This is a genomic window from Streptomyces morookaense, from assembly GCF_013030945.1.
Taxonomy (GTDB): Bacteria; Actinomycetota; Actinomycetes; order Streptomycetales; family Streptomycetaceae; genus Streptomyces; species Streptomyces morookaensis.
On sequence record NZ_JABBXF010000049.1, the window covers coordinates 32523 to 48274 of the forward strand.

Below are 15752 nucleotides of genomic sequence, written 5' to 3' on the forward strand. Positions count from 1 at the left end.
CACCCGGTTGGCTCGTTTCACAAGCACGACAGGGTAGTTGGTGCCTACGCTGCTCCCGTGATGCCCGCTACGCGTGGCGGGTACAACGGTCAACGGTGTGTGGGAGTTGGGGGATACCGTGAACGACGAAGACCGGACCAATCACGTCCGCAACGAGATGGCGCACGGCCATTTCGGCAATGTCGTCCAAGCCGGCATCGTCCGTGACGGCTTGCACATTCATCAGGGCTTCCGCGATGCGCCGAGCGATCTCGAGAACCCGGTCATCGTCTCCGTCCGGCGGATGATGGCACCCAGCGGCACGCTTTACATCGTCACCTTGCAGGCCCGTACGACACGCGCGGTGATTCTGCACGCCGCTCGGCCCGTCGTGCTGTCCCGCCGGCCCCGGTTCTACAAGGCGATCACGCCGCGGCATTTCCGGACCGAACTCGACTCCGAGCCGCCGCGGCTGTACACCGAGGGACCGGACTTCCCGTTCACCATCAGTGCCACCGATGTCGAGCAGTTCCGGTTCAAGGTCGTCGGGAACGCCGACGAGGTCTACTGGCAGCTGGAACTCGACTGGTCCTGCGCCGAGTACGAGGGAACCGTCGTCATCGACGACAACGGAAAGCCCTTCGAGGCGTAACCCGCGCCCGCCCTCTCTTCCGACCGCAGTCCCTTCCCTCGGTGCCCAATTCAGACTGCGGAATCATGGACGACGCCCAGCGCCCCCGGGCCCTGGTCGTCGTCGGAAACCTGGCCGAGAACACTCTGGAGCGCCGCACAAGGGTGCTGGGCGAGCATCACCCCGACACGCTCAAGTCCAAGGAGCGCTGCCGCCTGCTTCAGCGTTGAGCGGAGACGGGCGTGATGATGCCGTTGTCCTCCGTCGTGTGGGCAGCGCAGACGCGGCCGCCGCCATGGACGGGTCGCTACTTGCCCTTCAGATGTGCGTCCAGGCGCGACAGCAGGGGCAGCACCTTCGCGAGTGCTTCCCGCTCGTCGGGCGCGAGGGCCTCGCTGATCGCGGTGCCGAGCCAGTCCGCACGCCTCCGGCGCTCCTCCGCCAGCCGGTCGCTTCCCGCCGGCGTGAGGTGGAGCAGCAGCTTGCGCCCGTCGCTGGGGTGGGCCTCGGCATGCAGAAGGCCCTGACCCAGAAGGTCTTTGACCGCTCTGGCGGCCGACTGGTGGCTGACTCCCCACCGGTGTGCGACGTCGGCGGTGGTCAGCGGGCCACCGCGGTCCAGGTAGCCCAGAACGGCGGCCTCGCCGGAGGGCATCGTGTCGGCGGCGCGCACCGTGCGCACCAGCCGGCCGACGGTCAGGCGGAGTTCTTCGGCCAGCTGGTTGTCGTCCATGTCCTCAGCCTACTCACTCTCACATCCAATCTGTACAGCTGGACTGTGTAACACAGGTGTACAGTTTGGGTGTAGAGAATCGTTCGATCATCGGTCCGGAAAGGAACCATCGTGGAGCTCACCAAGCATGCCCATGCCTGCGTCACGATCGAGAAGGACGACACCCGCCTGGTCATCGACCCCGGCACCTTCACCACGGACGCGGCGGAGGCGGTCAGCCGGGCTCATGCCGTCCTGATCACTCACGAACACTTCGACCACTTCGACGAGAAGCTCATCGCCGCCTCCCTCGAGGCCCAGCCCGAGCTGCGGGTCTACGGCACGGCCGCCGTCGCGGCAGCCCTGGGCAGCCACGGCGGCCGCGTACATGCTGTCGCCGCGGGCGACACCTTCACCGTCGGCTCCGTCACCGTCACCGTGCACGGCCACCGCCACGCGCCGATCCACGCCGACATCCCGTGTCCCGACAACGTCGGCTACCTCCTCGACGACGGAGCCCTCTACCACCCCGGCGACGCCTACTTCGCGCCCGACGCTCCCGTACGCACCCTGCTGCTGCCGACCAGCGGGCCGTGGACGAAGCTCGGCGAAGCCGCCGACTACGTCCGCGCGGTCAAGCCCGAGCGCGTCATCCAGATCCACGAACTCATGCTCAGCGACCTCGGCCAGACCGCCACCGCCAACCTCCTGGGCGAAAACGGCCTGACCGGTGTCCCGATCACCCGCGTCGAGCCCGGCACCACCGTCCGGCTGTAGCGCCGCGCCGCCCCCGGCACTCCCGCCGGGAGGCGTCCGCCGGACATGCTGCCCGGCGCCCCGTCAGCGGGCGGCGAGAAACTCGAGCGTGTCGATCACGCGGTTCGAGAAACCCCACTCGTTGTCGTACCAGGCAACCACCTTGACGTGGCGGCCGTCGACGCGGGTGAGAGCCGAGTCGAAGATGGAAGAGGCGGGATTTCCCGTGATGTCGGACGACACGAGCGGGTCGTCCGAGTACTCGAGGATGCCGGCGAGCGGCCCCTCCGCTGCCGCGCGGTAGGCCGCCAGCACATCCTCGCGCGTCACGTCGCGCGCGACGGTCGTGTTGAGTTCGACGATCGAGCCCACCGGTACCGGTACGCGGATCGAGTCGCCCGACAGCTTGCCGTCGAGATTCGGCAGCACCAGACCGATCGCCTTGGCGGCGCCGGTCGTGGTCGGCACGATGTTGACGCCGGCGGCCCGGGCACGGCGGGCGTCGCGGTGCGGACCGTCCTGCAGGTTCTGCTCCTGCGTGTAGGCGTGCACCGTCGTCATGAACCCGTGCTCGATACCGGCGAGTTCGTCGAGAACCGCGGCCAGCGGCGCGAGCGCGTTGGTGGTGCAGGAGGCGTTCGAGACGATCGTGTGCACGGCCGGGTCGTAGGCGTCGGTGTTGACCCCGAACGCGAGCGTGACGTCGGCGCCGTCCGACGGCGCGCTGACGAGTACCTTCTTCGCGCCTGCGTCGAGGTGGGCGCGGGCTGCCTTCGCCGAGGTGAAGCGACCGGTGGCCTCCAGGACGATGTCGACGCCGAGTTCGGCCCACGGCAGCTGCGCCGGCTCGCGCTCGGCCAGGACCGTGATCCGACGGCCGTCGACGACGAGGGCGTCCCCGTCGACGGTCACCGGGCGCCCCAGCCGGCCGGCCGTGCTGTCGTACGCGAGCAGCCGGGCCAGAGCGGCGGGCTCCGTCAGGTCGTTGACGGCGACGACCTCGAGGGCGCTGTCGCGCTCGAGCAGTGCGCGCAGCACATTGCGTCCGATGCGGCCGAATCCGTTGATGGCGATGCGAGTCATGAGTGATGTCCCTTCCCTTCGCCACCAGACTCCTCCCCGGCTCGCGCCGCCGACAGTGGCGGGAACGCCACGGTTCAAAAGGATCCCGCCATACCGGGCGGTGCTGCCGGGCAGGGTCACTCGCCCCGGGTGAAGGTGCGCCGGTACTCGCTCGGGGTGGTGCCGAGGATGCGCTGGAAGTGCAGCCGGAGATTCGCGCCGGTGCCGAGCCCGACGTCGGCGGCGATCTGTTCGACGTTGCGCTGCGAGCGCTCGAGCAGTTCGCGGGCCAGGTCGATACGGGCGCGCATCACCCACTGCATGGGCGTGTAGCCGGTCTCCTCCACGAAGCGCCGGGAGAACGTGCGCGGCGAGACCCCCGCCTGCCGCGCCAGTATGTCGAGGGTGAGCGGCTCGCCGAGCCGGTGCAGCGCCCACTCGCGGGTGGTCGCGAACCGCTCGCCGTGTGCCTCGGGGACACTGCGCGGCACGTACTGGGCCTGGCCGCCGCTGCGGTAGGGGGCCGCAACCAGCCGCCGGGCCGCGTGGTTGGACGCGGCCACTCCGAGGTCGCCGCGCAGAATGTGCAGGCACAGGTCGATGCCGGAGGCGGCGCCGGCCGAGGTGAGCACGCTGCCCTCGTCGACGAACAGCACGTTCTCGTCGACATGGATGAGCGGGTGCCTGGCCACGAGTGCCCGCGTGTAGTGCCAGTGCGTCGTGGCCCGCCTGCCGTCGAGCAGGCCCGTGGCGGCGAGCGCGAAGGCACCCGTCGAGATGGCGGCGAGCCGCGCGCCCCGGTCGTGGGCGGCGATCAGTGCGTCGATGACGGCCTGTGGCGGGTCGTCGCGGTCCGGGAACCGGTAGCCGGGGACGAAGACGATGTCGGCCCACGCAAGCGCGTCGAGACCATGGTCGACGTAGTACGCGAGGCCGTCGCCGCCGGCCACGAGACCGGGTGTCGCCCCGCACACCCGCACCTCGTACGGCATGCTCGCGCGGGTCGTGAAGACCTGCGCGGGAATTCCGACATCGAGCGGCTTCGCGCCCTCGAGCACAAGGACGGCGACGCGATGCAGGCGGGAGGCTGACACAGGAAGAGGTTACGTGGGACGTGACTCCGATACGCCCACTGCCGTGGGCCTCGGAGGGGGCACGGCGCTGCGAAAAGCGGACCGGATCACCGAGCACGGCTCATCCGGCCAACCCGCCCACTCCGGCGGACTGTTCCGGAGCTCTGCGAGCCCTCACAGGACTGGTGGCAGAAAGGAGTCGTCGTGCGAGACGGCACGGCGCCGCCAGGCCGCGAGTGCCCCGGCGGCACCCTGCGGTGCACGAAGGCCGCGGTTCCGCCATGGGTAAGGAAATGGTAAAGGCGACTGGTAATGTCGTCGATCAATCGATTCAACCTGTCTTGAAGGACTTCGTATGACCATGCCCGCTCCGCCCGGCGATCAGAATCCCGTGGACCGGGAGCCTGCCGCCCGGGAAGCATGGGGCCGGCAACCGCCGGGACCGACCGCTTCACCTTGGCCGGTGTACCCGATGCCGATGCCGACGCCGCAGCCCCGTAATGGAATGGGCGTCACGGCCCTGGTGCTCGGCATAGTCGGCGCGGTCCTCGGGCTGTTCGTCGTCCTGTTCTGGATGTCCTGGGTGCCGGCCCTGCTGGCCGTGGTCTTCGGCTGCATCGGACTGAGTCACGCGCGCAGGGGACTGGCGACCAACAGGACGATGGCACTGGTCGGCGTGATCCTCGGCGGGGCAGGTCTGCTGATCTCGGCTGCCTGCGGCCTGTTCGCCGTGGTGGTGGTGAAGGAGGCGGCCGACGACGTTCGTGCGAAGGCCGACAGGGTGAAGGCGTCGGCGGCCGCGGAGGAAGAGAAGAAGAAGGCGCAGGAGAAGGCCAGGCACTTGTCGTTCGGCCAGTCGTACACCTTCGAGAACGGCCTGAAGGTCACGGTGGCCAAGCCGCAGCCGTTCACCCCGGACGACTTCGTGCTTGGCCACGCGAAGGGGAACAAGGCTGTCGAGGTGACGGTCACCGTCGTCAACACCGGCACGGAGCGGCTCTCGGTCGAGACGGGACTGCCCAACGTCAATGACGCCAAGGGGGCTTCCGCGGAGCTGGTGATCGACGGAAGCGGACGCCAGAAGGTCATCACCGGCTACGTCCTGCCCGGCAAGGAAACCGTCGGCAAGTACGCCTTCTCGCTGCCGCCCGATGCGGCCGACAAGGTCGAGGTCGAGTTCAGCCCGGATGCCAAGCGGTGGCCGGACGCCTACTGGTCCGGCCCCAACTGACCGGAGACCGTATCGGCCCAAGTCCGGGCAGAACTGGCGCCGGCTACGGCGCGGACGATGACCCTCTGGCCAAGACGTGGGGGAACGTGTGGCGCCAGTTGTTGCTCGGGTGGTGGTGGCCAGGAGGGTACTCGTGCACCGCTTGGCCGAGGAAGGTGAAGCCCGCAGCGCGGCAGACTGCGTTCGAGGCCGTGTTCACCACGCGAGGAAAGGCATGGGCCGCGGGGCGGCGAGGCCACGAACTGAGAAAGCCGCCAACCAGGCACACGCCGGCGGCGGATACCGGTCGAGCGAGCCCTCGCCTGGCTCAGTGGCGGCGCCCGTTCCGCAAAGCCCGCTACAGCCCGAACCGGCTGCCGACCTGGTACACGCGTGGATCGGCGATATAGACGCTGAACCAGTCGTCGGTGAGAGTGCGGAAGGTGGCCGGGGTGCAGCCGGTCAGCAGGCGGAAGTCGCGGTTGAGGTGGGATTGGTCGGTGTAGCCGCACGTTGCCGCGGCTTCGGCCCAGGAGGGCGGGGTGAGCGCTGCGCATGAGGGACATGACGCGCTGCAGCCGGGCGATGCGGGCCACGGTCTTGGGGGACAGCCCGACCTCCTGACGGAAGCGGACGTTCAAGTGCTGGCGGGACCATCCCACTTCGTCTGCCAGTGCGCCGATCGGCGCGGCTGCTGCGCCGGTCAGCCTGTTCCAGGCCCGGCGCACTTGAGGCGGTAGTTCCGGTCCCGCGCCGATGCGAGCCAGCAGGAAGTCGTCGAGGATCCGGAACCGGGTGAGCCAGTCCGGCGCCTCGGCCAGCTGTTCGGTGATCCGCCGGCCGCTCGGCCCCAAGAGGTCGGCGAACTGCACGCTCCTGCAGGCGAGTTCCCGCAGGGGGAAACCGAAAAGTGCGCGGGCCCCCAAGGGCGTGAGGAGCGCCACCAAGCCGTACTCCCGTCCGGACTGCCGGATGACGAGGGGGCCATCGCTCAGTCCGGACACCGGGGAGAGCGGGAGACTCTGTTGCAGCCCCGGGGTGTCGGTCACGAGATGTCGTACAGGGGTTTCGAAGTCGATGAGGAGCATCACCGCCGCGAGTGCTGTCACTCGTCGCACCTGCGCCTGGGGGAGTGAGAAGTGCTGCCCCGTGTACCCCAGAACATGGCCGGCCAGCAGGGGATGCGCGGCACGGAAGGCCAGTTCGGCCGAGTGGGCTTCCTGTATGACGGTCACGGGGGTCCGGTCGTCCATGGAGTCGCTCCCTAGCGCAGACCCTACATTTTTCCAATCCCCTTCCTGCGAAGCCAAGCTAGCTTCGACTTGTTGCCCTGTCGGGCATACAGGCCCCGCTGCGGACCGCCCGCTCGGGGGAGGGGCGGTCCATGCGGGTTCCTGCGCAGATCGCGCGGAATCCGCGCTGCAGCAGCCCGATCCCGGCCCACACCCCTCACCCCACCCTTCCTGCCTCCCTGTAAAGCAAGCTTGACACCCATCGAGGGGTGACAAGTAAGCTTTACATGTGCGAAACAGCGTCAGGAAACTGCGGTCGTCGCGAGGGCTCTCCCAGGGTCAGCTGGGCACAGCCCTCGGGGTCTCACGGCAGACGATCAACGCCATCGAGACCGAGCGGTACACGCCTTCCCTGCCGCTCGCCTTGTCCATGGCCAAGTTCTTCGAGGTCAGCGTTGAGGAGATGTTTCATGTCAGCGAGAGCCCAGCAGATGACCAATAACACAGCCAGGCGGGCCGTTCCCGGCTTCTTCCTCGCCGTCGGAGTCGCCTGCCTCACGGCCGCGACCGTCGGCGGCCACCTCGCCCTCGGTTTGGTGACGTTCGGGATCCTGGCGGCCTCCAGCCTTGCCTTAGTGCTGCTGGGACGCCGGAGCGAGACCTATCAGGGCCTCACCGAGAAGGAACCCGACGAGCGCTTCGCCCGGATCGGAGGGCTGGCCTGGGCCGGCACGGGCATCGTGCTCACCGTGGGGAACCTCGGCGCCTTCATCGGCGAGCTGGCATCCGGACGAAGCGGCGATCCGTATTTCTGGTTCGTCGCCATCGCCGCCATCACCTACATCGTGTTCGTCGCCTTGTTGTCTCGGCATACCTGAAAGGCTGTTTTCCTGGTCATGGCACGAGGTATCTGGTCGCAGAAGGTTCGTTCGGCCCGCTGACGGCGGCGCCTTCTTCTCTTCTTTCTGTTTTCTGTCGAAGCTGAATCTGCGCTCGCCGTTCCGGTTCCCGCCGGGCGGCCGTTTCGTGTTGCCCGGCTCCACTGCGAGCTGCGGAGCATCCGTTGAACCTCAACCCCACCCCCGAAGCCATGTCCCTGCCCGTCGAGGCGGGCGGCAGCGCACACGTCCGCGTCGAGGGCGTCACCGTCACCCGCGGGTCCCGGCATGTTCTGGACGACGTCTCGGTCACCGTCTCCGCCCGGTCGCGTCTCGCCGTCGTCGGCGAGAACGGCCGCGGCAAGACGACGCTGCTGCACGTCCTCGCCGGGCTGATCACGCCCGACGAGGGCACCGTGCACCGGACCGGCACGATCGGCCTGGCCCGCCAGGAGTTGTCCGCACGGGACGGCGAGACCGTCGGCACCCTGACGTCCGAGGCGCTGGCCGCCTCGCTCACCGCCCTCGCCGCGCTCGACGAGGCGACCCTCGCCATGGCCGAGGGCGACCCCTGTGCCGGCGACCGGTACGCCGCCGCGCTCGAGGCCGCCACCCGGCTCGACGCCTGGGACGCCGAACGCCGCGTCGACGTCGCCCTGTCGGCCCTCGGCGCCTGCACCGAGCGCGACCGTCCGCTCTCGACGCTGTCGGTCGGGCAGCGCTACCGGGTCCGGCTGGCCTGTCTGCTCGGTGCGCGGCACGACGTGCTGCTGCTCGACGAGCCGACCAACCACCTCGACGCCGGCGGGCTGGACTTCCTGACCCGCAGGCTGCGCGAGCACGACGGCAGCCTCGCCGTCGTCAGCCACGACCGGGCGCTGCTGCGCGATGTCGCGGACCACTTCCTCGACCTCGACCCGACCCGCGACGGGAAGCCGCGCCTGTACGCAGGCGGCTACGACGCCTGGCAGGACGCCCGGCGCCGCGAGCGCGAGCGCTGGGAACAGGACCACGAGGAGCAGCAGAGCGAGCACCGGCGGCTGCAGGAGGCGGTCTCGAAGGCCCGCGACCGGCTCTCCACCGGCTGGCGGCCGGACAAGGGGACCGGCAAGCACCAGCGCCAAACCCGCGCACCGGGCGTCGTCCAGGCCCTGCACCGGCAGCAGGACGCCCTTCAGGCACACCGGATCGACGTGCCGGAACCGCCGCGGGCGTTGCAGTGGCCGGACCCGGGTATCCGGCCCGGGGCGCCACAGCTGCGGGCGCACGGCATCGCCGTCGACGGACGGCTGGCCGGCCCCCTCGACCTCGCCCTCGACGGCGGCGACCGGCTCCTGGTCACCGGACCCAACGGTGCCGGGAAGTCCACGCTCCTCGCGGTGCTGGCCGGAGCGCTCGACCCCACGGACGGGCACGTCCGAACGGCGAAGGGGGCACGGGTCGTCCGAGTCGTCCAAGAGAGCGCAGTACAGGACCCCTCGCTCACGGCCCGCGAGGTATACGCCCGCCACGTGGGCCGGCTGGTGGCCCGCGGGGTGCTCCGCGACGCCGACGCCGTCCCGCTCGGGGCACTTGGTCTGCTGGACCCCGATGCGCTGCGCACGCCGGCCGGGCGGCTGTCACAGGGGCAACGACGGCGCCTCGACCTGGCGTTGGCGCTGGCCGGGCGGCCCGGGCTGATCCTGCTCGACGAGCCGACCAACCACCTGTCGTCGGCACTGGTCGACGAGCTCACCGACGCCATACGCGACACGAGCGCCGCCGTCGTCATCGCCACGCACGACCGGCAACTGCTGCGGGACTGCGCACACTGGCCACGCCTGGAGGTGGGCGGAACGCCGACACCGGCCGTTCGGTCCGGCGCGGCCCGTTTGTCAGGCGGGTGAAAGCAGGACCGATACCGGAAGGACCGCCGTGCCTCGGCAGGGTGGCTGGGCGGTCAACGCGGCTGCCCAGGAGAGCCAATTGCCCGAGTGAGGCTGAGGTCACCGCGCATCCGCGCAGTCTCAACGCGAATATTGATCCGCACAGTTGACCATTAGCACGGACAACCAGCATGACACATAGGGGAGTTGGAGTTCCTTGTGCTGTGTTCCGCGCGAGAGCCACGTGGGGGGCAAATGGCGATCTTATGTCTATGACTCGGTGGGTGCGCATGATGGGCTTGTGTCGAACATGCGTACCCTCAAGGGGAGGATCGTTGAGACGCATACGCACTTTGCCAGCGCTGCGGCGCCTCGCCGTCGGCGCTGTCCTGGCTGTTCTCGTGGGTGGGGGAACAGCATCGGCCACTGGGTTACCGCCGGGACCCAGCCCGTCGGCAGCTCCGGCGTCGCGCCCGGCAGCCGGTCCGGAGAACGCGGCTGCTGCCGGGGCGCGGCCAGTGTCCGGCAAGAACCCGGCGGCCGGCCCGCAGTACACCAAGTCCGGCAGCACCTGGCGCGTCATCACCCCGGAGACGGTGTTGCGGAACACGGTCACCGACGCCGACGGCCACACGGCCAACCTCACGTTCGAGGTGTGGACGACAGACGCTGACGGCAAGCCGAAGACGCAAGTCAAACTGACCGACGCCAACCCGTACGGTGTCCTGGTGTCGCCTTTCGTCGCGTCGGGGAGGACCGCGCAGGTCACCGTCCCGTACGGCAGGCTCAAGCCGGGCGTGACCTACACCTTCCACACCTCTGCCTACGACGGAAGCCTGTACGAGACGGACTGGTCGCCGTGGGCGAACTTCCGCATCGAGCCCTATGTGACGTTCCCCGCGCCGCAGGCGTCGTCGTCGATCGACCCGGTCGCCCAGAAGATCATCGAGTTCACGCGCTCCGACCCGGGCCCGGCGCTGCCGACCCTGCGCAAGGACGGCACGGCCCTCAAGGCCCCCACGAAGAAGCGCACGTGCGGCAAGCCCGACGCGCAGGGTCACGAGCTGTGCTTCGAGCTGAACCCGCCGTCCAAGAAGGCTCTGCGGTCGGCGGCGCCCGTGGGGCCGGCCGTCGATCTGGTCGACTGGTGCTTCGACAAGCCGTCCGGCCTGGACTACATGAACCGGACCGAAGCCTGCCTGAAGAGCATCGGCACCGGCACGCTGATCTTCACCAGCACCGACCCGAAGAAGCCCGCGCTGGGGACGGCCACCTTCAACATCGAGCAGCGCATCAAGACCTACCCGAAGAAGGGCGACAGCGGCTCGGACTTCGCCGAGTTCGACCAGCAGATCGTGCTGGTGCCCCAGCACATCGACCCCGAGCTCAAGGGCGTCCGCATGAAGTGGAACGTCGGGTCGTCGTGCAAGTCCTGCGTGACATCGAACATCCGCTGGGCGGACAACCAGAACAACACTGCGGGCGACGCGTACTGGGACGCCGCGACAGCCGACCCGTACAGCGGGCGCTGGGGAACCATCCAGACCACCTGGTCCGGAACAGGCAAGGAGACCATCGACCTCGGATGGTCGGTCACCGCCACCGTGGACGCCGGCGGGAACCCCGCCACGGCCAACTTCGGCACCAGCGGCGTGGACTCCGTACGGGAGCTGGCCCCACGCTGCGACGACATCCTCAAGGGCCCCTCGCCCGGCTGTGTTCTACCGTTCTTCAAGCCGACCTACACCGTCGACACCAACCTGTACCCGGCGGCCGGCGCGTACTACTGGCTGATGCAGGAGAAGATGCCCGACCACGCCGGTTCGGTGAAGTGGGACTCCCTTCTGCACTACCTCGGCCTGGACACCACGGTGAAGAACAGCAGCGGCCAGCCGTGGTCGGCGAACGACAGTCGCGGACTGGTGTGCCCGAGCGGCTGGTCCAAGCACCCGGCCGACGCGTCGCTGGGAACCCTCTCCTGCGACGAGTACGCCATGGCCACCACCCACGAGAGCGGCGGTTTCCCCGGAGGCGTCCACAAGGTGTCCTCCGGCGATGAGTGCGCTCAGCTGTTCACCGACAAGATGGGCGACGGCAGCAACTTCGGTCTGCTCGCCGACACGAGGAAGACTGAAAACGGCCCGAGCGGCAAGGAACGCTGCGGGAGGGCGTCGATCCCCGACGTCCAGAACTCCGGCGCGTTCCACGAGTTCCCGGCCCCGTCGTGGCGGATGCTCGACAATGACGGGTTCTTCGTCAGAAATCCCGGCTTCGAGCACTGCGCGGACACCAGCACCACCTGCATCTGGCGCAAGGCGTAACAGCACCGCCTGAACATGCCCTGTGGGGGTCGGCCCTGCGCCGGCCCCCAACCCGCGTCTGCGACCGGACCGTTCAGCCGGTGTACTCCACCCACGGGTGGTCCGGATCAGGATAGTTCGGCGGCCCCCATACCAGGGCGCCGCCCGCAAGACCGGGCCTGGCGCCCGTGACAAGGACCGGCGCCTCCAAGGCGTCGGCGAACTCCTCCAGGTAGACGGTCAGTGACGCGTATTCCGCCCAGTGCTCCGCGTATCGGCTGAAGTAGCCCAACTCGCCGGTGGTGCTGTCCAGATAGAGGCCGGAGCTGCGGTCGTCGACCCCGTACGAGCAGAACGGAATCCACGACGGCCGCCACGTCGGGTCCTCATCACTACGGCTGCGCTGCTGGAACATCATCTGCATCCGGTAGAAGGCGACCACCGCGTCCAGGTCCATCAACGCACGGTTGTCCAGCAGGAACCCCGCGCCGCGCACGTCGCGGACACCGGCATGCAGGGACCACAGCGCCTTCAGATCCGCGGGGATCCGCAGGCCGAGCGCCGCTTCCAGCGCGGCGATCTCCTCCACGGACGCACCAGCTTTGAGGGACCCGTACGACGCCGGGGCATGCTCACGCAGCCATGCCTCGATCCGCCGCCACGCTGCGGTCACCTGCCGCACCGCAACCTCGTCCAGACCGCGATCCGGCGCCTGGTCTTGGTCGTCGTCGCCGGTGGCGGGCGGCTGTGTCACAGTGATGCCCCGGATCTCCACCCGGCCCTCTCCCAGCAGCGGGGGGCCGTAGGCGTAGTGCACCCGCAGCGCCGGGCAGTCCTCGAAGGTGTCGCCATCGATCTCCACGGTGTACAGAGACGGCTCGCCCTGCGGAGTTCCCATGAGGGGATCGTCTCCGAGCTGCGCACGCAGAACCTTCACCGCGTAACTGACTCCGCCGCCCAGCTCGTTGCAGCGCTCCTGTATGTGCGGGGGTATGTCAACGGTCGTGGCCATGGCGCGATGTCTCCCTGCGGTCGTCGCGTGGTCGCTGACGTGGAACTCGGATCGTAATCGAGGCCATGGCGCCGCTCCAGGCAGGCAGTACACGGCCCCGCGCCCGAGCCGAGATCGCTTTCGGGCCCGCTCGCAGGCCTGTGGGCGCTGCAGCGGCGGGTGCAGTTCAGCGGGAGAGGCGGATCTCGAGGTGGCCGCCGGGGTCCTGCGGGAGGACAGAGCGGAGCACGGGGGCGGGGTCGGCGAGGGCCGTGGTGACCGACACCCTGCCGAGGCGCCCCGGCCGCCGGAACAAGCCACCATGAAGTTCCAGAAACTCTAGGGAATTTCAGGGAATCCCGAGCCCACGCCGCCACCCCCAGCGCCCCGCAAACAGGCAGCTCCGAGCCCGGCCCATGTCGCGAACGGTTCAATTCCCGCCCACTCGAGTCCGGTTCGCCGCCCCGGCCCGTACGGCCGAAAATCGCCCTTGCCCGTCACTGAGTGGCATGGACAGGATGATGATCATCCGTTCCCGACGATCACCTCCAACGGTCCTCAACACTCATCGACACCCTCAACACCCCCCACCCCCAACACCGTTGATGTGGACCGGAGAAGGCCCTCGTGTCCTCCCTCCCGGCGGTGCATCGCCTGATGAAGGTCACAGCGGCGTGCCCTTCAATTCCCGGCAGTGACATACCGACTCGCTACACGGCCGGGCGAGCCGACGGCGTGCTGTGCCGCCGTGCGGGTCGGCCCGATGTGCACAACAGAGGTGAAAAGACGTGACTTTGCTGGCTGTCGACCACGTCGGCCTGAGCGTGGGGGACGCCGTTCAGGCGGCCCACTACTTCCGCTCGGCCTACGGATTCCACATCGAAGCGGAGACCGGCCCCGGAGCCGGGCCGGACGGCACCCGTTCGTTCGTCCTCCGGCACGGGGACGTCCGGCTCATGGTGACCTCCTCCCTGAACGGCAACGGCCCCACGGCCGACTTCGTCCGCCGCCACGGCGACGGCGTACGGGATGTGGCCTTCTCGTCCACCGACGCGGTCGGCGACTTCGAGCGCGCCGTCGCGGCCGGAGCCGAGGCCGTTCAGGAACCGGTGGTTCACGAGGACGAGTCCGGACGGGTCACCGTCGCCGTCATCGGAACCGACTCCGACCTGGTCCACTCGCTCGTCCAGCGCGACAACCCGGACGGCTCCTTCCTGCCCGGCGTCCACCGGCCCGTCCCGCACCAGGGCGGCAGCGCCGGCCCGGCCGGCGACGCCACCGCCCACCACCTCCACACCGTCGACCACTTGGCACTCTGCCTGCGCCCGGACACCCTGGACCGCTCGGTCTCCTTCTACGAGCGCGCCCTCGGCCTGCGCCACACCTACGACGAGACCATCGTCGTCGGCGGCCAGACCATGAATTCCAAGGTCGTGCAGAACGACAGCCGCCGCATCACCTTCACCATGGTCGAACCCCGCACCGACGGCCCCCGGGGCCAACTCCACGACTTCCTCGACAACTTCGGCGGCCCCGGCGTCCAGCACATCGCCTTCGGCACCGACGCCATCGCCGACGCCGTACGTGCACTGGCCGTCCGCGGTGTGGACTTCCTCTCCACCCCCTCCGCCTACTACACGGCGCTGGCCGAACGCGGTATCGACGTCGGCATGGAGACGGAGACCCTGCGCGAACTGAGCCTCCTGGTCGACCGCGACGACTGGGGCCACCTGATACAGATCTTCACCCGGTCCCCCTACGCCCGGCGCACCCTCTTCTTCGAGCTCATCCAGCGCGTCGAGGCCCGCACCTTCGGCAGCGGCAACATCAAGGCCCTCTACGAGGCCGTCGAACGCGAACGCACTCGCACCGGCGTGGACGAGACCGGGACCGACACCGCGACCCCCGCCCTCGCGGGCACGGCACAGGCATGAGCGCACCCGCCCCGCAGCCGCTGGTCACCCTGGACGACTACCGCACCGCCGCACGCGGCCTCGTCGAACCCTCCGCCTGGGACTACATCGACGGCGGCAGCGGCGACGAGACCACCCTGCACGAGTCCGAGGCGGCATACCGCCGCCACCGGCTGCGCCCCCGCGTCCTGGTGGACGTCTCCCGCTGCGACACCCGCACCACCCTGCTGGGCAGCACCGTCCAACTGCCCGTCGGCATCGCGCCGATGGCCTTCCACGGACTGGTCACCCCCGAGGCCGAACTCGCCTGCGTCCGCGCCGCCGGGGAGGCCGGCGCGCTGATGGTCGTCAGCACCTTCTCCGGCACCCCGCTGGAGGACCTCGCCCGGGCCGCCGGCGGCCCGCTGTGGATGCAGCTGTACGTCTTCCGGCACCGCCCCACCACCGAGACGCTCGTCCGACGGGCCGAAGCGGCCGGCTACCGCGCGCTGGTGGTCACCGTGGACACCCCGCGCATGGCCCGCCGCCCGCGCGACCTGCGCAACGGCTTCCGCCTGCCGCCCGGCGTGACCCCCGCGAACTTCGGCAGCGAGATCTCGGCAGGCCTGCACGCCGGCACGGCCGGCGCCTCGGCGCTGGGCACCCACGCCGAACGCCACCACGACGCGGCCTTCACCTGGGACGACCTGGCCTGGCTGCGCTCGCTGACCTCGCTGCCCATCGTCCTCAAGGGTGTGCTGACCGCCGAGGACGCGGACCGCGCGGCCGCCCTGGGCGTGGAGGCGATCGTGGTGTCCAACCACGGCGGCCGCCAGCTCGACGGCGCCGTCACCGCCCTGGAGGCGCTGCCCGAGGTGGTGGCCGCCACGGCCGGGCGCTGCGAGGTCCTTGTCGACGGCGGCATCCGGCGCGGCACGGACGTCCTCGTCGCGCTCGCCCTCGGCGCCCGGGCGGTCCTGGTGGGCCGGCCCGTGCTGTGGGGCATGGCCGTCGACGGTGCCGACGGCGCCCGCGAGGTGCTGTCCGTCCTCGGCGCCGAACTGGAGAACGCCCTGGCCCTGTGCGGCCGCCCCGACCTGGCATCCGTCGACGCGGATCTGCTCCGCGCACCGCAGCACACCACCCCCGCAACCCCCCACCACTTCTGAGG

At 69.6% G+C, this 15752-nt stretch carries 14 protein-coding genes and 1 pseudogene; 10 read left to right on the forward strand and 5 right to left on the reverse strand.

What is annotated here, in order from left to right:
- Positions 1–97 precede the first annotated feature (97 nt).
- Positions 98–631: a hypothetical protein gene (locus HG542_RS21570; RefSeq protein WP_171083937.1), complete on the forward strand. Its 534-nt coding sequence runs from the start codon at positions 98–100 to the stop codon at positions 629–631.
- Between the two features lie 65 nt (positions 632–696).
- Positions 697–840, forward strand: a complete 144-nt coding sequence (locus tag HG542_RS21575) for a hypothetical protein (protein WP_171083939.1) — start codon at positions 697–699, stop codon at positions 838–840.
- A 77-nt stretch (positions 841–917) separates the two neighbouring features.
- Here the strand turns inward: HG542_RS21575 and HG542_RS21580 are convergent, their stop codons facing one another.
- On the reverse strand, positions 918–1343 hold the full coding sequence (locus HG542_RS21580; RefSeq protein WP_171083942.1) for a MarR family winged helix-turn-helix transcriptional regulator: 426 nt from the start codon (positions 1341–1343) through the stop codon (positions 918–920).
- A gap of 111 nt (positions 1344–1454) precedes the next feature.
- Between HG542_RS21580 and HG542_RS21585 the strand changes: the two genes are divergently transcribed.
- Positions 1455–2099, forward strand: a complete 645-nt coding sequence (locus tag HG542_RS21585; RefSeq protein WP_171083944.1) for an MBL fold metallo-hydrolase — start codon at positions 1455–1457, stop codon at positions 2097–2099.
- 63 nt (positions 2100–2162) lie between these two features.
- Here the strand turns inward: HG542_RS21585 and gap are convergent, their stop codons facing one another.
- The gene (gap, locus tag HG542_RS21590; protein WP_171083946.1) at positions 2163–3161 is read right to left on the reverse strand and encodes a type I glyceraldehyde-3-phosphate dehydrogenase; all 999 of its coding nucleotides are present in this window, start codon (positions 3159–3161) and stop codon (positions 2163–2165) included.
- 116 nt (positions 3162–3277) lie between these two features.
- The gene (locus HG542_RS21595) at positions 3278–4234 is read right to left on the reverse strand and encodes a GlxA family transcriptional regulator (protein WP_171083948.1); all 957 of its coding nucleotides are present in this window, start codon (positions 4232–4234) and stop codon (positions 3278–3280) included.
- A gap of 451 nt (positions 4235–4685) precedes the next feature.
- On the opposite strand from HG542_RS21595, the gene HG542_RS21600 reads away from it, so the two are divergent.
- Positions 4686–5444: a DUF4190 domain-containing protein gene (locus tag HG542_RS21600; RefSeq protein WP_229922789.1), complete on the forward strand. Its 759-nt coding sequence runs from the start codon at positions 4686–4688 to the stop codon at positions 5442–5444.
- 337 nt (positions 5445–5781) lie between these two features.
- On the opposite strand, the pseudogene HG542_RS36075 reads toward HG542_RS21600, so the two are convergent.
- Positions 5782–5949: pseudogene (locus HG542_RS36075) on the reverse strand (helix-turn-helix domain-containing protein); the annotation flags it as partial.
- Between the two features lie 995 nt (positions 5950–6944).
- Between HG542_RS36075 and HG542_RS21610 the strand changes: the two are divergent.
- The 4 genes from HG542_RS21610 to HG542_RS21625 all read left to right on the forward strand — a co-directional run bounded on the left by HG542_RS21610 (position 6945) and on the right by HG542_RS21625 (position 11719).
- On the forward strand, positions 6945–7157 hold the full coding sequence (locus HG542_RS21610) for a helix-turn-helix transcriptional regulator (protein ID WP_171083951.1): 213 nt from the start codon (positions 6945–6947) through the stop codon (positions 7155–7157).
- Positions 7126–7533 carry a hypothetical protein gene (locus HG542_RS21615; RefSeq protein WP_171083953.1) on the forward strand — a complete coding sequence of 136 codons (408 nt, stop codon included), beginning with the start codon at positions 7126–7128 and terminating at the stop codon, positions 7531–7533. Before HG542_RS21610 ends, HG542_RS21615 begins: the two co-directional genes overlap by 32 nt.
- A 185-nt stretch (positions 7534–7718) precedes the next feature.
- Positions 7719–9419, forward strand: coding sequence for an ABC-F family ATP-binding cassette domain-containing protein (locus HG542_RS21620; protein ID WP_171083955.1), 1701 nt, complete (start codon positions 7719–7721; stop codon positions 9417–9419).
- A 497-nt stretch (positions 9420–9916) separates the two neighbouring features.
- Entirely contained in the window at positions 9917–11719 is a 1803-nt protein-coding gene (locus HG542_RS21625; RefSeq protein WP_171083957.1) for a hypothetical protein, read from the forward strand.
- Positions 11720–11792: 73 nt separating this feature from the next.
- On the opposite strand, the gene HG542_RS21630 is transcribed toward HG542_RS21625, so the two are convergent.
- On the reverse strand, positions 11793–12710 hold the full coding sequence (locus tag HG542_RS21630; protein ID WP_229922788.1) for an SMI1/KNR4 family protein: 918 nt from the start codon (positions 12708–12710) through the stop codon (positions 11793–11795).
- Positions 12711–13477: 767 nt separating this feature from the next.
- Here HG542_RS21630 and hppD point away from each other — a divergent pair.
- The gene (hppD, locus tag HG542_RS21635; protein ID WP_171083960.1) at positions 13478–14623 is read left to right on the forward strand and encodes a 4-hydroxyphenylpyruvate dioxygenase; all 1146 of its coding nucleotides are present in this window, start codon (positions 13478–13480) and stop codon (positions 14621–14623) included.
- Positions 14620–15750, forward strand: coding sequence for an alpha-hydroxy acid oxidase (locus HG542_RS21640; protein ID WP_171083961.1), 1131 nt, complete (start codon positions 14620–14622; stop codon positions 15748–15750). Before hppD ends, HG542_RS21640 begins: the two co-directional genes overlap by 4 nt.
- Positions 15751–15752 lie beyond the last annotated feature (2 nt).